16 protein-coding genes are annotated in these 18,195 nt (G+C 71.0%); 10 read left to right on the forward strand and 6 right to left on the reverse strand.

The annotated features are described in order from the left end of the window. The first annotated feature begins 204 nt into the window (after positions 1-204). The 6 genes from pnp (at position 205) to purB (ending at position 9,120) form a co-directional block, all read left to right on the forward strand. Positions 205-2,376, forward strand: a complete 2,172-nt coding sequence (gene pnp, locus ACVTJA_RS13395; protein WP_465836744.1) for a polyribonucleotide nucleotidyltransferase — start codon at positions 205-207, stop codon at positions 2,374-2,376. Positions 2,377-2,538: 162 nt separating this feature from the next. Next, positions 2,539-3,336, forward strand: a complete 798-nt coding sequence (locus ACVTJA_RS13400; protein ID WP_465836745.1) for a hypothetical protein — start codon at positions 2,539-2,541, stop codon at positions 3,334-3,336. Between the two features lie 10 nt (positions 3,337-3,346). Next, positions 3,347-4,357 carry a M23 family metallopeptidase gene (locus ACVTJA_RS13405; protein WP_465836746.1) on the forward strand — a complete coding sequence of 337 codons (1,011 nt, stop codon included), beginning with the start codon at positions 3,347-3,349 and terminating at the stop codon, positions 4,355-4,357. Positions 4,358-4,404: 47 nt separating this feature from the next. Beyond that, positions 4,405-4,860: a dUTP diphosphatase gene (gene dut / locus ACVTJA_RS13410; protein WP_465836747.1), complete on the forward strand. Its 456-nt coding sequence runs from the start codon at positions 4,405-4,407 to the stop codon at positions 4,858-4,860. Between the two features lie 303 nt (positions 4,861-5,163). Then, entirely contained in the window at positions 5,164-7,593 is a 2,430-nt protein-coding gene (locus tag ACVTJA_RS13415; protein ID WP_465836748.1) for an SUMF1/EgtB/PvdO family nonheme iron enzyme, read from the forward strand. 213 nt (positions 7,594-7,806) lie between these two features. Next, complete coding sequence (gene purB / locus ACVTJA_RS13420) at positions 7,807-9,120, forward strand: adenylosuccinate lyase (RefSeq protein WP_465836749.1); 1,314 nt, start codon at positions 7,807-7,809, stop codon at positions 9,118-9,120. A 51-nt stretch (positions 9,121-9,171) separates the two neighbouring features. Here the strand turns inward: purB and ACVTJA_RS13425 are convergent, their stop codons facing one another. Then, entirely contained in the window at positions 9,172-10,131 is a 960-nt protein-coding gene (locus tag ACVTJA_RS13425; RefSeq protein ID WP_465836750.1) for a phosphoribosylaminoimidazolesuccinocarboxamide synthase, read from the reverse strand. Between the two features lie 73 nt (positions 10,132-10,204). After that, entirely contained in the window at positions 10,205-10,795 is a 591-nt protein-coding gene (locus ACVTJA_RS13430; RefSeq protein WP_465836751.1) for a hypothetical protein, read from the reverse strand. Between the two features lie 54 nt (positions 10,796-10,849). Between ACVTJA_RS13430 and ACVTJA_RS13435 the strand changes: the two genes are divergently transcribed. Next, positions 10,850-11,581, forward strand: a complete 732-nt coding sequence (locus ACVTJA_RS13435; RefSeq protein WP_465836752.1) for an RNA methyltransferase — start codon at positions 10,850-10,852, stop codon at positions 11,579-11,581. Positions 11,582-11,632: 51 nt separating this feature from the next. Here the strand turns inward: ACVTJA_RS13435 and ACVTJA_RS13440 are convergent, their stop codons facing one another. The 3 genes from ACVTJA_RS13440 to ACVTJA_RS13450 all read right to left on the reverse strand — a co-directional run bounded on the left by ACVTJA_RS13440 (position 11,633) and on the right by ACVTJA_RS13450 (position 13,673). Continuing rightward, on the reverse strand, positions 11,633-11,899 hold the full coding sequence (locus tag ACVTJA_RS13440; protein WP_465836753.1) for a vegetative protein: 267 nt from the start codon (positions 11,897-11,899) through the stop codon (positions 11,633-11,635). 155 nt (positions 11,900-12,054) lie between these two features. Further along, on the reverse strand, positions 12,055-13,311 hold the full coding sequence (locus ACVTJA_RS13445; RefSeq protein ID WP_465836754.1) for a S1C family serine protease: 1,257 nt from the start codon (positions 13,309-13,311) through the stop codon (positions 12,055-12,057). Positions 13,312-13,391: 80 nt separating this feature from the next. Beyond that, positions 13,392-13,673, reverse strand: coding sequence for a hypothetical protein (locus ACVTJA_RS13450; protein WP_465836755.1), 282 nt, complete (start codon positions 13,671-13,673; stop codon positions 13,392-13,394). 102 nt (positions 13,674-13,775) lie between these two features. Here ACVTJA_RS13450 and ACVTJA_RS13455 point away from each other — a divergent pair, with 102 nt between their 5' ends. From ACVTJA_RS13455 to ACVTJA_RS13465, 3 genes are read left to right on the forward strand one after another with little or no spacing between them, the layout of a single operon-like run. After that, positions 13,776-14,852, forward strand: coding sequence for a CFI-box-CTERM domain-containing protein (locus ACVTJA_RS13455; protein ID WP_465836756.1), 1,077 nt, complete (start codon positions 13,776-13,778; stop codon positions 14,850-14,852). Then, positions 14,849-15,424: a TlpA family protein disulfide reductase gene (locus tag ACVTJA_RS13460; protein WP_465836757.1), complete on the forward strand. Its 576-nt coding sequence runs from the start codon at positions 14,849-14,851 to the stop codon at positions 15,422-15,424. The genes ACVTJA_RS13455 and ACVTJA_RS13460 overlap by 4 nt, the downstream gene beginning before the upstream one ends. A 54-nt stretch (positions 15,425-15,478) precedes the next feature. Further along, positions 15,479-16,342 carry a tetratricopeptide repeat protein gene (locus ACVTJA_RS13465; protein WP_465836758.1) on the forward strand — a complete coding sequence of 288 codons (864 nt, stop codon included), beginning with the start codon at positions 15,479-15,481 and terminating at the stop codon, positions 16,340-16,342. 24 nt (positions 16,343-16,366) lie between these two features. Here the strand turns inward: ACVTJA_RS13465 and ACVTJA_RS13470 are convergent, their stop codons facing one another. Continuing rightward, positions 16,367-18,190, reverse strand: coding sequence for an OmpA family protein (locus tag ACVTJA_RS13470; protein ID WP_465836759.1), 1,824 nt, complete (start codon positions 18,188-18,190; stop codon positions 16,367-16,369). Between the last annotated feature and the right edge of the window lie 5 nt (positions 18,191-18,195).

Below are 18,195 nucleotides of genomic sequence, written 5' to 3' on the forward strand. Positions count from 1 at the left end.
TCAGGGATCAAAAGTTCCGGGACATCCCTCCGGCGCTCCGCAAGCGCCCTCCGCAGTACAGGCTGGCGGTTGTCTGTCGTGTGCCTGTCTTAGGCCCTGGCGACCGCTCACACACCCCGAGGGCCCTCCCGGGGTGCCCGGTGCCCCTTGCGGGCCGGGTGCGTGCGGTGGGGTCCTCGCCCTGAAGTACCCAGAGGCAAGGACATGCTGAAGAAGAGCGTCAAGATTGGCGAGAGCGAGCTGAGCATCGAAGTGGGCCGCATGGCCAAGCAGGCCGACGGCGCCGTGGTGGTGCGCTATGGCGACACCATGCTGCTCGTCACCGCGGTGAGCGCGCGTGAGAAGAAGGACGTGGACTTCCTCCCGCTCACGGTGGAGTACCAGGAGAAGCTGTACTCGGCGGGCCGCATCCCCGGCAGCTACTTCAAGCGCGAGGGCCGGCTGACGGAGAAGGAGACGCTGGCCAGCCGCCTCGTGGACCGCTCCCTGCGTCCCCTGTTCCCGGAAGGCTACGCGTACGAGACGCAGGTCATCGCGGGCGTCATCTCCTCGGACCCGGAGAACGAGGGTGACATCCACGGCATCACCGGCGCCTCCGCGGCGCTGTGGGTGTCTGACATCCCGTTCAACGGCCCTCTCGCCGGCATCCGCGTGGGCCGCGTGGGCGGTCAGCTCGTCGCCAACCCCACGGCGAAGCAGCGTGAGCAGAGCGACCTGGACCTCGTCATGGCGGTGAGTCGCGAGGCCATCGTCATGGTGGAAGGCGGCGCGGAGGAGGTCTCCGAGGCGGACATGGTGGCCGCGCTGGAGTTCGGCTTCAAGACGGCGCAGCCCGCGCTGGACCTGCAGGACGAGCTGCGCCGCGAGCTGAAGAAGCAGGTGCGCGCCTTCGACAAGATTCCCTCCGTGGACGAGGGGCTGCGCGCCAAGGTGCGCGAGCTGGCCATGGACGGCATCAAGGCGGGCTACGGCATCAAGGAGAAGGGCGCCCGCTACGAGGCGCTGTCCAAGGCGAAGAAGGACACGCTCGCGAAGCTCAAGGAGCAGCTCGGTGAGGGCTACACCCCGCTGGTGGAGAAGCACGCCAAGCAGGTGGTGGAGGACCTGAAGTACGAGCACATGCGCGAGATGACGGTCAACGGTGGCCGCATCGGCGGGCGCCCGCACGACGTGGTGCGCCCCATCACCTCCGAGGTGGGCGTGCTCCCGCGCACGCACGGCAGCGCGCTCTTCACGCGCGGCGAGACGCAGGCGCTCGTGGTGGCCACGCTGGGCACCAGCGAGGACGAGCAGCGTCTGGAGATGCTGGGCGGCATGGCCTTCAAGCGCTTCATGCTGCACTACAACTTCCCGCCGTTCAGCGTGAACGAGACGAAGCCGCTGCGCGGCCCGGGCCGCCGTGAAGTCGGCCACGGCGCCCTGGCGGAGCGCGCGCTGCGCAACATGGTGCCGAAGAGCGAGTCCTTCCCGTACACGGTGCGCCTGGTGTCGGACATCCTGGAGTCCAACGGCTCCTCGTCCATGGCCTCGGTGTGCGGCGGCACGCTGGCGCTGATGGACGCGGGCGTCCCCATCAAGTCGCCGGTGGCCGGCATCGCCATGGGCCTGGTGAAGGAGGGCGACAAGGTCGCCATCCTCTCGGACATCCTCGGTGACGAGGACCACCTGGGCGACATGGACTTCAAGGTGTGCGGCACCACGAAGGGCATCACCTCCATCCAGATGGACATCAAGATCACCGGCCTCACGACGGAGATCATGAGCCGCGCGCTGGAGCAGGCGCGTCAGGGCCGCATCCACATCCTGGGTGAGATGCTCAAGACGCTGGCGACTTCGCGCAAGGAGATCAGCCAGTACGCGCCGCGCATCACCACCATCCAGATTCGTCCCGAGTTCATCAAGAACGTCATCGGGCCGGGCGGCAAGGTCATCAAGGACATCATCGCCCGCACGGGTGCCGCGATTAACATCGAGGACTCGGGCCGCGTGGACATCGCCAGCGCGAACGGCGAGGCGGTGAAGGCCGCCATCGCGATGATTCAGGCGCTGACGCGCGAGGCGGAGATCGGGAAGATCTACACGGGCACCGTGCGGAAGATTGCCGAGTTCGGCGCCTTCGTGGAGCTGTTCCCGGGCACCGACGGCCTCATCCACATCTCCGAGCTGTCCGACAAGCGCGTCAAGAGCGTGTCCGACGTGCTGAAGGAGGGCGACGAGGTGCTGGTGAAGGTGGTCAGCATCGACAAGACGGGCAAGATTCGCCTCTCCCGCAAGGAGGCGATGGCGGAGCGCGCGGCGGCCCAGCAGGGCGCGGCCGGCGGCGAGGGCCTGCCCGCGCAGGCGCCCACGGCGACGCAGCCGGACGCCAAGGCGTAGTCAGGGCCTGATGCCCGCTTGCTCGGGCCCGTGAGGGCTCGAGTCCCGGACGCCCCCTTTCGCCACTGCGCGGGAGGGGGCGTTTTCGTTTCCGGCGTGGATGGCTTAGACCCGGGGAAGGGGGCCGTGCGTTGGAGGTTCGAGCCCCGCCTTGGAGGCCTCGTGCCGCGCCGACAGCCCGCTGCGTCTCCGCCTTCGTCGAGCTTCCTCGCCGACGTGTCCCGCTTCCTCGGCGGCTTCCGGTGGGCCTTCATGCCGCTGGGACTGCTGGCGCTCGTGGCGGTGGGCGTGCACGCCGCGGCGGACACGCTGGATGACCGGCTGCTCGCGGTGGTGGACCGGGTGGACTCGGCCTTCGACGCGCTGGTGGGCCGCTTCGAATTCACCTCGCCCATGGTGGAGTGGCTGTCGCTGGAGTCGCGCACCCGGCTGGCTCGCATGCTCGCGCTGGCGTGGGAATTGTCCGCGGACCTCGTGCTCGCGCTCCCCGCGCTGGGCTACCGCGAGACGCGTGCGCCCACGCAGGCGGAGGCGTGGCGCGCGGCGATGGGAACGCAGGCGGCGCAGCCTTCGTGGCGCGCGCTGTGGACGCGGTGCCTGCGCCGGCCCACGCCCATGCGGTGGCTGCGGCCGCTGGCCACGGCGGCGGTGGTGCTGGCCGGCGCGTGCGCGGTGGCGAAGCTCATCCAGGGCACCGTGTACCTCTCCTGGCGCGAGCTGATGGGCGACAACGCTGCGGACGTGGCGGCGCGCGCCCTGGCCGTGGGCACGCTGCTGGGCGTCTGGGTGTCGCTGGGCTGGCGCGCGGTGCTGCGCAACCTCCAGTCCGCCGACGCGGCCTGCGAGGAGGACGGCGGCAGGGGCGCCTTCCGTCGAGGCCTGCTGGGGTGCGCGGTGGTGGTGCCGCTCGCGGTGGCCGCCGTGCTGGATGCGTCTCCGGTGCTGTCCTTCCTCCGCTGACGAGGCCTGCATGTTCCGAAGCCGCGCGAGGGGGATGCTGGACTTCTGCATGGCGGTGCTCTGCCTCTGGGCGGCGTACCACCACACGCCCGCGGGAGCGCTGGCGCGCAGGGCCGCGGCCTGGGCCACCGGGACGCGGAGCACCGCGCGCCCGCTGCTCGCGTACTACGACGGCGTGAGCGGCACGCAGCTCTCCGAGCCCCTGGTGGCGCCCGAGGTGGCGCTCGCGAGGCCGCTGACGGACGCGGAGGCACTCGCGTGGGGCACGCACCTCGCGCTCAAGGGCCTGGACGCCCGCGCCCGGCAGCCCGTGCTGGCGCTGGCCTCGGAGGTGGGCGTGTCCGCCACGGCGCTGCTCGACACCACCGAGGGCCCCGCGGCAGCGAAGAAGCTGCACGCGGCGCTGGAGGCGGACTTCCCCGGCGACGAGGTGAGGCTCACGGCCCTCTTCGTCGGCCGGGTGCCCGCGCGTTACGCGCTGGACCGCGTGGCCGCAGAAGGGAAGGCACCCACGCTGGAGCGGCTCGCCGGCCAGCTCCCTCCCGGCTTCGAGGGCGCGTCCGTGGGCGCGGCGCAGGCCCTCGCGCTGGCCACCGCCTTCGGCCTCGCGTGGCCCGTCCACGAGGGCGCGCCCGTGTCGAGCCCGTTCGGCGAGCGCCTCCACCCCGTGCTCGGCACGCGGAAGCTGCACACCGGCGTGGACCTGAGCGTGCCCACCGGCACCGAGGTGCGCGCGGTGTCCGAAGGCGTGGTGCGGCGCGCGAGCGAGGACTCGGTGAATGGCCGCGTGCTGGTGCTGGACCACGGGCGCGGCGTGACGACGGCGTACTGCCACAACTCGGAGCTGCGGGTGGCGGTGGGGCAGCGGGTGGAGCGCGGGCAGGTCATCGCCCGCTCCGGCAACACGGGCCGCAGCACCGGGCCGCACCTGCACTACCAGCTCGAGCTCGCCGCGCGGCCCATGGACCCGCTGAAGTTCCGCACCGCGCTGCGCACGGCCTTGAAGGACCTGGAGCCCTGACTGGCTGGAAACTGGCTTCGGTGGGGTGGTGTGGCATGAAGTTGCACATGGCCTCTCCGCTGATTGTGAAGGTGGTTCGCGTGCGCGCGCGGCCGGACCCGCTGCCGCTGCCGCGCTACGAGACGGAGCTCGCCGCCGGGCTGGACCTGCGCGCGGACATCGACGGTGAGCGCGTGCTGCGACCCCTGGAGCGGATGGCGGTGCCCACGGGGCTCGCGCTCATGCTGCCGGCCGGCTACGAGGGCCAGGTGCGGCCGCGCTCGGGGCTGGCGTTGCGGCACGGCGTCACGCTGCTCAACGCGCCGGGGACGGTGGACGCGGACTACCGCGGCGAGGTGCAGGTCATCCTCATCAACCTCTCCAACGAGCCCTTCACGCTGCGTCGCGGCGACCGCGTGGCCCAGCTGGTCGTGGCGCCCGTAACGTCCGTGGAACTTCACGAGGTGGAAGCGCTGGACGCCACGTCGCGGGGCGCCAACGGCTTCGGCTCCACGGGCCGGTAGAGTCAGGGACTCCGCTCGTCGTTCCTTGCTGTCAGGGGAGCGGGCAGAATATGAGTCTGGGCCGCCCCGTGGCGGTCCCCCTCGACTGTCCCCTGGAGTCCCACTGCTTTGCTTTGCCACCGCTGCGGCAGTCACGTCCCATCGACGACAGACACCTGTCCCACCTGCGGGCTGAAGTACGACGCGGCGTCGCGCCAGGCGGCGGGCGCCGCTCGCAGACGGGGACTGGAGGGCGCTCCCTACAAGCCGGGGGACGTCGTCGCCGGCCGCTACTCCATCCAGGAGGTGGTGGGCGCCGGCCCCATGGGCTTCGTCTTCAGGGCCCAGGACCAGGAGATTGACGTCGAGCTCGCCCTCAAGGCCGTGCACCCGCGCCTGGTGCAGCAGCCCGAGGAGCGCACGCAGTTCTCGCTGTCGATGCGCGTGGGCAAGAAGCTCAACCATCCCAACCTCCTGCGCGTGTACGAGGAGGGCCAGGACGGAGACCGGCCCTTCTTCACCATGCAGTTGCTGGAGGGCATGACGCTGCGGCGGATGCTGGAGCAGCGCACCTCGCGCGGGCAGCTCTTCTCGCTGAAGGACGTGGAGCCGCTGCTGGCGCAGATGGCCGCGGCGCTGGACGCCGCGCACCGCTTCGGGCCGCACTCCGACCTGAAGCCGGAGAACGTCATCGTCCTGCCGGACCTGCTGAAGGTGACGGACTACGGCCTGGGGCTCGCGGTGCCGCAGCTTCCCTTCGTGCAGGCGCAGAAGAGCCACCGCGCGGACGTCTACATCGCGCCGGAGTACGTCGCCGGAGGCGAGCTGGACACGCGCATCGACGTGTACTCGCTCGGCGTCATCCTCGGCGAGCTCGTCGCGGGACTGCTCCCGGAAGAGGGCGTCATTCCCGGGCTGACGATGCACCACCCGGACCTGCCGACGTCCTTCGAGGCGCTCTACCGCCGCACACTCAACCCCAACCCGCTGGCGCGTCCGAAGACGGCGGGGGAGCTGCATGCGGAGTTCGCCAGCATCCTCTCGCGTACGCCCGCCGCAATCGCCTCCGCGCAGCGCCCGCCTCCGGGCTCCGCGCAGGCCTCCAGCGGGAAGGCCACCTCGCGGCCTCCGCCGCCTCCGCCGGTGCCCACCGGCATGCTTCCCGCCATGGACGCCCAGGCCGAAGCTCCGGGCGTGGCGGCCCCCGGAGTCGCCGCGCCCAGGCCCCTGCCTCCCGAGGACGAGGAGGAGCCGCCTCCGCCGGATGCCACGCAGCCGCTGGATGCCGCGACGCTGGCGGCCATCATGGGCAGCACTAGGCCGGCCGGGGCGGGCGGCGGTGGGCACCCCTCGCAGCGCCTGACGGAACAGGCCCTGCCGTTCGTCACGCCACCCGCGCCCAAGGCGTCTGCGGCGCCGCGTCCCTCGGGCCCGGTGCCCTCCATGGGCTCGCAGCCGCCCCGTGCCTCGGGACAGGTGGCCTCCATGCCGTCGGCGCCGCGCCCCTCGGGCCCGGTGCCTTCCCTGCCGTCGCCGCGCCCCTCGGGCCCGGTGCCCGCGCAGCCCCGCGCGTCCTCGGCGCGCCACGAGGCGGAGGCCTCCATGGGGCGTCAGGAGGCGGACCGCGCCACCGCGCCCACGCAGGATGCGGGCCCCACGGTCTCCGGCGTGCGCGCCAGCATGCCCACGCTGGAGTCCACTCCGGCGCTGTCCGGCGCGCGCACGGCCCCGCGCACGCTGGACTCCGTGCCCGCGACGTCCGGCGCGCGCACGGCTCCACGCACTTTGGACTCGTCACCCGCGATGTCGGGTGCCCGCTCCGGTGCGCGCTCGCTGGACAGCTCGCCCGCGATGTCGGGGGCCCGCTCGGGCGCGCGGCGGCTGGACTCGCCGACGACGTCCGCGGCGCGCTCGGCCCCGCGCATCGGCGCGCTTCCCACGCAGCCCGTGGTTCGCGCGGCGAAGGCGAAGCCGCGCTCCACGCTGTGGATGGTGCTGCTCATCGTGGGCGGCCTCGCCCTGGGCCTGGGTGGCGGCTACGTCGTGATGCGCGTGCGCCAACAGGCCATGTCCCGCGTGGGCCCGGGAGGCGTCACGCCCCCGGGACAGGCGGGACGCGAGGGCGCCGCGGCTCCCGTCTCCGAGGGGATGTCCGCCGTGGCGGCGCCCGTGGGGGACTGCTCCGCCGGCATGCGCCGCGTGAGTGGCGGCGCGTTCAAGATGGGCACGGCCGGGGACGACACGATGAAGTTCCTCGACGAGCGCCCGATCGCGAGCGTCCAGGTGCCCTCGTTCTGCATCGACGAGTACGAGTACCCCAACCAGGCCGGCGCGCAGCCGAAGGTGGGGGTGAGCTGGGAGGACGCCCGCGCGCTGTGCGAGCGCGACGGGAAGCGCCTGTGCACCGAGGAGGAGTGGGAGAAGGCCTGCAAGGGGCCGGGCAACGCGCGCTTCCCGTACGGCAACCCGTACGACGCCAACGTCTGCAACACCGAGACGGCCTCGGGGGATGACCGGACGCTGGCGGCCTCGGGCACCTTCAAGGGCTGCCGCTCCGCCTATGGCGTGGTGGACCTGGCCGGCAACGTGGCGGAGTGGACGGCCACGCGCTTCGACAAGGTGGACTTCACGCAGAAGGGCGGCGCCTTCAACAAGCCGGACTATGCGTCGCGCTGCTCGGCGCGGAAGAACGGGGCCCCCTCGGAGCGCTCGAATTCGGTGGGCTTCCGCTGCTGCTCGGGAGTGAAGCCCTGAACACGGGGGCGTGCTCGCCGGGTCCCCCGGCCAATGGCCAACAGTTCGGCTGAAGCCGTCCCCCAGCGGCGCGAAAGCGTTGGAACAGTAGCGCTGGCGGTGGGGCGACTGGAGCGGTAGGACCCGCCGCGAGTCAGTCAGGTCCGTCCTCCGTCGCCGTGCTGGAGTGGCTCCGGCTCACGGCGCGGTGGACCTTGCCGCGAAGGTCTGCCCGTGATTCCGCGATACAGCCGACAGGAGATGTCCTCCCTCTGGTCCGACGAGGCCCGCTACCGCCGCTGGCGCGACGTGGAGCTCGCCGCGCTGGAGGGCATGGTGGAGGCGGGGCTCGCCCCCAAGGAGGCGCTGGCCGACTGCCTCCAGCGCGCCGGTGACTTCACCGCCGCCGATGCCGCGAAGATTGAGGAAATCGAGCGCACCACCAAGCACGACGTCATCGCCTTCCTCACCTTCATGGAGGAGCGGGTGGGGCCCAGCGCGCGCTGGCTGCACCTGGGCATGACGTCCTCGGACGTGCTCGACACGTCGCTGGCGCTCACGCTGCGCGACGCGTTGGACCTCATCCTGAAGGACCTCGAGCGCGTCATGGCCGCGGTGGAGAAGCGCGCCTTCGAGCACAAGCACACGCTCCAGATGGGCCGCAGCCACGGCATCCACGCGGAGCCGATTACGTTCGGCCACAAGCTGGCCATCTGGTACGACGAGCTGCGCCGCGGCCGCACGCGCCTGTTGCACGCGCGCGACACCATCGCCGTGGGCAAGATTTCCGGCGCGGTGGGCACCTTCGCGCACCTGCCTCCGGCGGTGGAGGAGCACGTCTGCCGCAAGCTGGGCCTGAAGCCCGCGCCGGCCTCCAGCCAGGTCGTGCAGCGTGACAGGCACGCGGAGTTCTTCACCGCGCTGGCCCTGCTGGGCTCCAGCATCGAGAAGTTCGCGGTGGAAATCCGCCACCTGCAGCGCACCGAGGTGCGCGAGGCGGAGGAGCCCTTCACGGCGGGGCAGAAGGGCTCCAGCGCGATGCCGCACAAGCGCAACCCGATTCTCTCCGAGAACCTCACGGGCCTCGCGCGCCTGCTGCGCGGCTACGCGGTGAGCGCGATGGAGGACGTGGCGCTGTGGCACGAGCGGGACATCTCCCACTCGTCCGTGGAGCGCGTCATCGGCCCGGACGCCACCATCCTCATGGACTTCATGCTCATCCGCTTCGCGCGGCTGATGGAAGATTTGCGCGTCTACCCGGAGCAGATGAAGAAGAACCTGGAGCTGCTCGGTGGCGTGGTGAATTCGCAGCGACTGCTGCTGGAGCTGGCGCGCAAGGGCATGGACCGGCAGGCCGCGTACGTCATCGTCCAGCGCAACGCGATGAAGCTCTATGAGGAGGGCACCGACTTCCGCAAGGCGCTGCTCTCCGACGCGGACCTCCTGAAGATGATGACGCCCGAGGAGATTTCCGACTGCTTCTCCCCGGGCTACCACACGCGGCACATGGACGACGTGTTCCGCCGCGTGTTCGGCCGCAGCGAATAGCCGCGGCGTCGAGGCACGCCGGAGCGGCCAGGCTCCGGCGTGGCGAGGCGGCTACTTGAGGTAGCCCTTCGCGCGCAGGTTGCGCTCGATGCGGGCGTTGACGTCACCGACGTCCAGCGCCAGCGGCGCGCCGGTAATCCGCTCGTACGCGGCGAGGTACTTGGTGGCCAGGTCCACGCGCACGTTGTCGGGGATGACGGGCGGGGTGCCCTGGCCGGAGAAGTTCCGCTCGCGGATGAGCCACTGGCGGATGTTCTCCTTGTCCAGCATGCGCTGGTCCTCGCCCTTGGCGAAGCGCGCCTCGTACTCGTCCGCCACCCAGTAGCGGCTGGAGTCCGGGGTGTGCATCTCGTCGATGACGTAGAGCTGGTCGCCCACCTTGCCGAACTCGTACTTCGTATCGACGAGGATGAGGCCACGCGTGCGCGCCCACTTCTGGCCCTCCAGGAAGAGCCCCTTGGCGGCCTCGGTGACGCGCGCCCAGTCCCTCGGCGTGGCCAGGCCGCGCGCCAGCAACTCCTTCTCGGAGATGGGCTCGTCGTGCTGGCCGTACTCGGCCTTGGTGGACGGGGTGATGATGGGCGCGGGGAAGGCCTCGTCCTTGCGCATGCCCTCCGGGAAGGGCACGCCGTAGGCGGTGTGCGTGCCCTTCTGGAAGTCGCGCCACAGGCTGCCCGTCAGGTAGCCGCGGACCACCACTTCAATCGCGAAGGGCTGGCAGGCGCGCGCCACGGTGACGTTCGCATCCGGCACGTCCAGCACGTGGTTGGGGCAGATGTGCTTCGTGCGCTCGAACCAGAAGGCGGAGAGCCGGTTCAGCACCTCGCCCTTGAAGGGAATCGTGGTGAGGATGTGGTCGAACGCGGAGAGCCGGTCCGTGGTGACGAGGACGAGCTGGTCGCCCTGCCGGTACGTCTCGCGGACCTTGCCGCGGTACTGCTGGCCGAGCGACGGCAGGTCCGTCTGCCGGAGCGTGAGGGGAAGCTGAGCGTGAATTGCGGAGGTATCCACTAGCGCCTCGAGGTCCACCCCCTCGCTGGGAGTGGCGAGAGAAAGGTGGGCCTTCCGTTGGAGGCGCGCGACTCTACTGGAGCGTGGCCGGCATGGAAGCGGGACCGTACGCCGCCGCCAGGTACAGGAAAGCCGGGTTGATGCGGAGGATTCCGTCCACGTACGCCACCGCGTACGGCGCGCCCGAGGCCCGGTCCACCTGCACCGCGCCCTCCGGGTGGATGCCCCAGTGGGCGAGCAGCGTGCGGGCCACCAGCTCCGCGGCCTCGCGCTCGGACAGGCCCTGCAGCGCCTCGCGGCGGTCCTCCGGCCAACGCTCGCCGACGCGCGCGTCGAACACGAGCTGGAAGCCGCCGCCCGCGTCCGGAGACTGGAAGAGGTCCGTCTTCGCGTCGAATCCCCGCGCCGCGAGCAGCTCGCCCTGCTGGCTGATGGGGAACAGCACCAGCGCCTGCGCGGCCTGGCCGGCCTCCACCACGGACTGGCGGGCCACCTCGCGGAACAGCTCCAGCCGCGTCGCCGGGGACTCGCCCTCCAGGAACTCCGGAGGGTTGGTGAGGGCCTGGCGGGCGCTCATCGTGGCGCGCGCGGGCACGCCAGCCTCACCACAAGCGGTGAGGACGGTGACGAGCGAGAGGAGCAGCCCAGGGAGCCAGCGACGCATGACGAGCGGGAATATACCGATCTCCTCCAGGATCAACCAGCTAAACTCGGAGGCATGCGTCCAGGGGAGTATCTCACCGTTGTCCTGCATCAGACGCGCTCGCCGGACAACCTGGGGGCCGTGGCGCGGGTCATGGCCAACTTCGGGTTTTCACGGCTGATTCTGTCGGACCCGGCCACCTATTCGTTCCGCGGCGCCGAGCGCCTGGCGGTGAAGGGCGACGCCGTGCTCGAGCGCATGGCCGTGGCGCGGGACCTTCCAGAAGCGCTGACGGACTGCGTGTACGCCGTCGGCACCACGTCTCGTACCCAGCTCAAGGGGCGCACCGCCCTCACGCCGGAGGAGGCCGTCCAGAAGTTGGCGGAGGAGAGCCAGCGCGGGCGCGTGGCGCTCGTGTTCGGCGGCGAGCAGCGGGGGCTCTCCGACGAGGAGCTGGCGCGCTGCACGGACGTGCTCGTCATCCCCACGTCGGACGTGCAGCCGTCCATGAACCTCGCGCAGTCTGCGGCGGTGCTGCTCTACCTCTGCCACCGTCAGGGGCTGCAGCCCTCCGCGCCCGTGGCGCCGCAAGAGGGCGCGCGGATGGGCACGCTCAACGCGCTGGCGGCGCGCATGCGCGAGGTGTTGCTGGGTGCGGAGTTCCTCAACCCGCAGGCGCCGGAGCACGTGCTGAATGAACTGGAGCTGACGCTGCTGCGTGCGCGGCTCACCCAGCGCGAGGCGGAGCTGTGGCTCACGGCCTTCAAGCACCTGGGGCGCGCGGTGGCGCGGGGCAGCTCCGTCTGAGAGTAGAGCGGGATGCCCCGGCGCCGCGTTGCCGTGAAGCGACGACGGCTCTTAGGCCGCCGCCTCCTTCTTGTACGTCTCGCCGTAGTGCTTCTCGCACAGGCCGGCCTTGAAGGTCTTCACGCGGCACTCCGCCTTGGAGCAGGTGCGGTAACGGGAGTGGGGCAGCTCACCCTGCCGCCACTTCTTGAAGTGGAAGAAGCAGTAGCTCTTGGCGCGGTAGGGGCGCTTGCAGCCCTCCACCGTGCACGCCTTCTTGCCATTGCCCTTGGCGATACGCGGCCAATGGGTGAGCTTCGTCGTCTGGGCCTCGGCCATTTGGAACTCTCCTGCGAACGATGCGGAATCGCGGCGCCACACCGAGGTGGAACCCGCCGCCGGGTACGGAAAAAGGCGCACTGTCTAGCGCCCATGCAACCCGAACGCAAGGAGGCCGGAGAATGCCGGGAGCCCACACAGGGGGCTGGCCCCCTTCAGGGCTCGGGTGCGCCGTCCTCTGAACTCTCGGCTCCGTCCTCCGCTTCCTTCGAGGGAGGGCTCCCCAGGGAGGCCTTGGAGCGGGGCACCGGCGAGAGCAGGTCCTCCAGCACGGACTGCCCCCGGGTGGGCTGGCGCCCGGGCGTGGTGGCGGCCAGGGTGGGGGCGGGTGCCTCCTCGGCCGGCATCTCCTCCAGTTTCACCGTGACGCGCATCGGCCGGCCCAGGCGGTGGACCTTGAGCTTCACGGGACGGCCCACGCCGCGCGCGGCCACCTGCCAGCGCAGGGCGTGGGCGCGCGTCACGCTCCGCGAGTCCAGGCCGACGATGACGTCACCGGCCTGCAGGCCGGCGCGCTCGCCCGGTCCGCCCTCGGCCACCTCCGTCACCACCACGCCCCGGCCGCGCGGCAGGTTGTAGGCGTCCGCGACCTCCGGCGAGAAGTCCTGCACGCTGATGCCCATCCACCCGCGGCGCACGCGGCCGTGGACCTTGAGCTGCGGAATCACCGTCTTGGCGATGTCGATGGGGATGGCGAAGCCGATGCCCTGGCCCGCCACGTTGACGGCGTTGGCCACCGCCACCACGTCGCCGTGCAAGTCGAGCACGGGCCCGCCCGAGTTGCCCGGGTTGATGGACGCGTCCATCTGGATGTAGTCGAAGTCGCCGTCGCGGCCATTGGGCGTCACGTCCGTGCGGCCCATGTAGCTGACCACGCCCACCGTCACCGAGTGCGACAGACCGAACGGATTGCCGATGACGACAATCCAGTCCGCCGAGCGCACGTGCGTCGCCGAGGCCAGCTTCAGCACCGGCAGCCTGCGGGACGCTTCAATCTTCAGCAGGGCACAGTCGGTGCGGTCGTCCTGGCCCAGCACGCGCGCGGGGTACTCCTCCACGCCGCCGCGCGGGTGCAGCACGGTGATGCTCACCTCGGACGCGCCCTCCACCACGTGCGCGCTGGTGAGGATGTAGCCGTCCGGGTGGATGATGAAGCCGGAGCCGATACCCTTCTGCGGCTCCTCGCCGGACACGGCCGTCTCCGCTGTCGCCTGCTTCGTGGTGATGGACACCACCGCCGGCATCGCCCGGCGCGCCACGTCGCTCAGGGTGGCACGCTGCTGGTGCAGCGCGCGGTTCTTCGCCTCGAGCCACAACCGCTCATTCCCGCTTCCGGCGGCCTGCGCTGGCAGCACCAGCGCGCACACCAGCGCGGCAAAGAAAACGACGCTCCTGACCCCGGCCCTGCCCATGGCCCCGCCTCCGCCCCAACACCGCCTGGGCGCAAGCTAGGGAGGGTGCATTCGCGGGGGAAGCGGGCCCGGGGTCCGAGCTACTTCTTCTGAGCGATGATGCGGTTCACCGCCGCACGGTCCTCCGCGCTGATGCGCTCGCGCGGCGCCGGATTCGTCGGGCGGGAGACAGCGTCCTTCGCGTCCTCATACGCGTCCTCCAGCCCGTCCTTCACGCGGTCCACGGCGTTCGGCTTCACCGTGCGCTTCCACGCCCGCTCCATGTGCTCCAGCGGCGTGCGCCCATCCACCTCACCCGTCGCGAGGAAGATGCCCAGTCCCACCGCGCAGGCCGTCCAGACGATGAACTTCAGTGCACCCATTCTTCACAGCCTCCTACCTCCTCGTACACCCGTGAAGCGCGGCTGGCCAGTTTCCGACCGCGGGTGGGCGCAAGTCGCTGACAGGGCCGGGTGGGGCCCTTAATGTCCGCGGGCTTGCAACCCGAAGAGCTCTTCCAACAGGCCCGTGAGCGGGCGGCGCAGCTGGACGTGGGACGTGGTGACGCGGCGGTGGAGCGTGTGCGGGCGGCGGCGTCCGCGCTGTTCGCCCGCATCCCCGAGCCGCCCGTCTACCGACGCGCGGAGGACCCCTCGCGCAAGGCCGCGCAGGCGCTGCTGCCGGAGGTGGAGCGCGTGCTCGCGGAGGCCCTCGCCGCTGGACGGGACCCGTCCGCCACCGCCGCGCTGGAGAAGCTGGTGGCGGCGCTGCTCGCCCATGGCGAGGCGTTGTGTCACACGGCGGACGGCCGGCTGGAGGCCGCCGAGACGGCGTGGCGCCGCGCGCAGGAACTGGAGCGGGCGGCGCACCCCACGCGGCACCTGGTGACGGCGCCGCCGCGCCCGCCGCAGGTGTTCGACAAGGCGACGAAGGTGTCGCGGTATGACCCACGCTCCGCGCCCCAGGCGACGGTGAAGCTCGTGTGCCCCAACACCGGCTGCAAGCGGGTGAACGACTTCGCCTTCCTCACGAGCCACCCGTACAACCGCTTCGTCTGCCCGGTGTGCCACACGCCCTTCCTGGGCTACTTCGGCGAGCTGCGCGGGCTGGAGGTGGAGGTCCGCCGCAGCTCGAAGCGCTACTTCTTCACGGTGGACGAGGTCGGCCCCGCCGGCACCACGCGCATCGAGTTCGAGGAGGCGAGCGGCCAGGAGTTCCCCGCCGCCCGGAGGGACTTGCTCGCCTTCCTCTACACGGAGGCGCGCGAGCTGAAGGCCGTCGTCAATCTCACCAACCAGCGGCTCATGTGGGTGAGCCCGGCGTCCTCGTGCTTCGTGGCCACGGTGGCCTTCGGTGAGGGCGCGCCGGAGCTGGTCGCCTTCCGCGCGTACCGCGACGAGGTGCTGCGGAAGAGGGTGCTCGGACGCGTGTTCATCCGAGGCTACTATCGCTGGGGGCCCGGGGTGGCGGCGTGGGTATCGCGCCGTCCCATGGCTCGCGGCGGCGTGCGGTGGGTGTTGCGGCGGGTGCACGGCCGCCTGACGAGGAGTGGATTCGCGTGACGCAGGAAGGGATTGGAGCTCCGCCGCCATCGCCGAAGGGCCGCGGGACGAAGGTGGTGCTGGGCCTGCTGGCGGCGCTGGGCCTGGCGGGCGTGGTGTACCTCGGCGTGGTGGAGGCGCAGCGCGCGAAGCTGATGCCGGACGGGGCGTCCGCGCCCACCATCGTGCTGGAGAAGCATGGCGGCGGGACGCTGAAGCTGGACGAGCTCAAGGGCCAGGTGGTGATGCTGGACTTCTGGGCCACCTGGTGCCCGCCGTGCCGCGAGGAGATGCCCTCGCTGGTGAAGCTGGCGAAGGAGTACGAGCCGCAGGGACTCGTCTTCGTGGCGGCCAGCCGCGATGACGGCCCGCGTGCGCCCCGGCTGGTGGAGACCTTCATCAAGCGCAACCTGCCGGAGCTGCAGCCCTACGTCGTGTATGCGAGCGACGAGGTGGCGCAGGCCTTCCAGGTGACGGCGCTGCCCACGCTCTACTTCCTGGACCGCGAGGGCAAGGTGATGGACGCGCAGCGCGGCTCCCTGTCCGAGGACGCCCTGCGCCGCCGAATCGAGCGCGCCCTGAAGCAGCAGTGAGCCGCCGGGGCGCACGCCGCCCTGGCCCGGTCAAAGACAGACAAGGAGCCATCCATGTCCTGGGTCCTCACGCTGTCCCTGCTGGCCGCGGCACCGGCGCAGGGCACCGCCGCGAAGAAGGACAACTCCGTCGAGGCCCTCCGCGCCCGCGCGACGCAGCTCTATCGCGCGAGGAAGTACGACGAGGCCTGCGCGCTGTTCGCGCACGCGGTGAAGCTCGACCCGAAGCACGGACCCACGCTCGCGGACCTCGGGTTGTGTCTGCAGAAGCAGGGCAAGAAGGAGGCGGCCCGCACCACGTTCCTCTGGGCGCTCCGGGAGAGCGACGCGGACCCCGTCACGCGCACCCACGTGTACTTCAACCTCGCCGCGTTCGAGGACGTGACGCCGCCGCAGCTTCGGCTGGAGTCGACGCCGACGCCGCGGGGCCACGCGCTCTCGGTGCCGGCCAACGGCCCGTGCGCGCAACTGCCGTCCTCGGAGCCGAGCTGCCGCCAGGAGCTGGGGGCCTGCGTCGAGGCGTGGTCCTCGGCGACCGACCCGGGCCCGTACGCGGACCTCAAGCACCTGACGGCGAGTGGTTTCAACCTGCGCATCTTCGGCGGGGCCAAGCCGGCCGGCACGGTGAAGCAGAAGACAGGGTTCTGCGACAACGCGCCGGCCGCGGGAAGCGTCACGTCGCCGCCCGCGCACCAGTGCATCTACTGGTCGAGCGACCTGGAGGGTGGGGAGGGCTGCCAGACGAACGATGCTCCCTGCATGGCGGAGCTCGACGCCCTCGTGAAGGATGAGGGGAGCTGCAAGCTCGTCTATGTGAATCCGTGCAAGGGACGCGTGGCCGTCGCCTGCACGGGCGCCCGCTTCAAGGTGAAGAAGACCTGGGTGGGTGAGGTCTCGGTGGTGCCCGCGAAGAAGTAGCCGCGGGCACCCACCACCGCGCCGCTACTTCTTCTCCTTCTCCGGGGCCGGCGTTCCTCCACCAGCCGGAGTCTTCCCCGCGGGCGGCTGCTGTCCGGCGGGGACGACGGTCTCCTTCTTCTCGGTCTCCACCTCGGACTTGATGAGGCGGAAGTCGACGCGGCGATTCTTCGCGCGCCCCAGCGCGGTGTCATTGGTGGCGATGGGCCGGTCGAAGCCGAAGCCCGCCGACGTGAGGCGCTTGCGGTCGATGCCCTTGCTCACGAGGTACTCGAGCACGGAGCGCGCGCGCTTGTCGGACAGGTTCATGTTGAGCTGCCGCGAGCCGCGGTTGTCCGTGTGCCCTTCGATTTGCACCGGGCCCAGCGTCGGGTTCTTCCGCAGCACCGTGGCCACCTCGTCCAGCAGCGGGTACGAGCGCTTCTGGATGACGGCCGAGCCCGTCTCGAAGAGGACGTTGCCCTTGATGCGGATGCGGTCCGACTCCACGAAGACGTACGGCGGCGAGTCGAACGGGCAGCCGTTGTTCTCCGGCGGGCCGAACATGTCGGGGCAGTCGTCCTCGTTGTCGGGCACCTCGTCGCCGTCGCTGTCCGGGCAGCCGTCGTAGTCCTTCGGGCCGGGCTTGTCCGGGCACTTGTCGAACTCGTCGGTGACACCGTCGCCGTCCGTGTCCTTCTCCGGGCAGCCCTTGCGCTCCTTGGGGCCCTTCTCCATGACGCAGCCGTCTTCACCGTCCACGACGCCGTCGCCGTCGTTGTCCGGGTCCAGGCAGCCGTCGTTGTCCTGGAAGCCGTCCCTGTCCTCGGCCTCGGTGGGGCACTTGTCGCGGATGTCCGGCACGCCGTCGCCGTCCGAGTCGACGAACTTCTCGTCGTAGCGCAGCGCGAACATGACGCGCAGGGCCTCGCGCCCGTAGCCGGTGGTGAGGTTGACACCGCGGCCCACGTTCAGCTCCAGGCCCCAGTTGCCCCACACCTTCGCGCGGGCGCCGACCAGCACCTCCCACGGCGACTTCAGCGAGTCCGCCTGGTCGAAGTTGAAGGGCCGCACCAGCGGCGTGCCCAGGTGCATCTCCGCCACGCCCTCCACGTCCGTGAAGCGGCCCAGGTTGGGCAGCTCCGCCACCGCGCCCGCGCCCACCGTCAGCTCGTCGTCCACGAGCAGGTTGAGGTACTGCGCATGCGGACGCAGGCGCACGCCCACGTTGCCCAGCACGCGGAAGGGAATGGGCAGGAAGGTGAAGCGCTGCTCCACCGCGAGCCGCGGAGCCCACAACACGCCGCGCTCACCGGTGAAGCTGGACGCGCTGCCGGTGGGCAGCCGCACCTCGGCGATGAGCGACAGGCCCACGGGGAACTGCTCGCGGTCCAGCAGGTGGACGCGCGGCAGCAGGCGGATGTCGCCCAGCGTGGTGCTGCTGACGCCCGCGGCGCCCGGGAAGCCCGGCGCGTCGAGCGCGTCGCTCAGCAGGTCGAAGTTATCGCCCTGCAGCAGCGTGAAGGGCAGGTCCACCGCCAGCTCCAGCCGCTCGTGCAGCTGGTAGGCGAAGAGCAGGTGCGCGTCGAGCCGGTAGGGCAGCAAGTCCCCCAGCTTCTCGTCGCCCAGCTTCAGCGCGAGGATGCGCCAGTTGAAGTCGAAGAGGAGCGCGCCGCGGAAGCTGCCCACGGGCTCACCGGAGGAGGTGCCCTCCAGCGCGATGCCGCTGTGCTGCGCCGCGGTGGGCTTCACCGGGACGGCGTCAAAGCCACGGGAGAAGGGGTCGTGTTCCGCGCGGGCCGCCACCGTGAACAGCAGCAGGCCCAGGGTCGCGAGTCGGATGACTGAGCCGCGCAGGATGCCTCGCATGGCTC

The sequence above is a fragment of the Pyxidicoccus sp. M6 genome (assembly GCF_055568925.1).

Bases quoted from the DNA above. Each gene is read 5' to 3' on its own strand.
- pnp (WP_465836744.1), top strand. From the start codon at position 205: ATGCTGAAGAAGAGCGTCAAGATTGGCGAGAGCGAGCTGAGCATCGAA.
- ACVTJA_RS13405 (WP_465836746.1), top strand. From the start codon at position 3,347: ATGTTCCGAAGCCGCGCGAGGGGGATGCTGGACTTCTGCATGGCGGTG.
- dut (WP_465836747.1), top strand. From the start codon at position 4,405: ATGGCCTCTCCGCTGATTGTGAAGGTGGTTCGCGTGCGCGCGCGGCCG.
- ACVTJA_RS13415 (WP_465836748.1), top strand. From the start codon at position 5,164: ATGGGCTTCGTCTTCAGGGCCCAGGACCAGGAGATTGACGTCGAGCTC.
- ACVTJA_RS13430 (WP_465836751.1), bottom strand. From the start codon at position 10,795: ATGCGTCGCTGGCTCCCTGGGCTGCTCCTCTCGCTCGTCACCGTCCTC.
- ACVTJA_RS13435 (WP_465836752.1), top strand. From the start codon at position 10,850: ATGCGTCCAGGGGAGTATCTCACCGTTGTCCTGCATCAGACGCGCTCG.
- ACVTJA_RS13440 (WP_465836753.1), bottom strand. From the start codon at position 11,899: ATGGCCGAGGCCCAGACGACGAAGCTCACCCATTGGCCGCGTATCGCC.
- ACVTJA_RS13445 (WP_465836754.1), bottom strand. From the start codon at position 13,311: ATGGGCAGGGCCGGGGTCAGGAGCGTCGTTTTCTTTGCCGCGCTGGTG.
- ACVTJA_RS13450 (WP_465836755.1), bottom strand. From the start codon at position 13,673: ATGGGTGCACTGAAGTTCATCGTCTGGACGGCCTGCGCGGTGGGACTG.
- ACVTJA_RS13455 (WP_465836756.1), top strand. From the start codon at position 13,776: ATGTCCGCGGGCTTGCAACCCGAAGAGCTCTTCCAACAGGCCCGTGAG.
- ACVTJA_RS13465 (WP_465836758.1), top strand. From the start codon at position 15,479: ATGTCCTGGGTCCTCACGCTGTCCCTGCTGGCCGCGGCACCGGCGCAG.
- ACVTJA_RS13470 (WP_465836759.1), bottom strand. From the start codon at position 18,190: ATGCGAGGCATCCTGCGCGGCTCAGTCATCCGACTCGCGACCCTGGGC.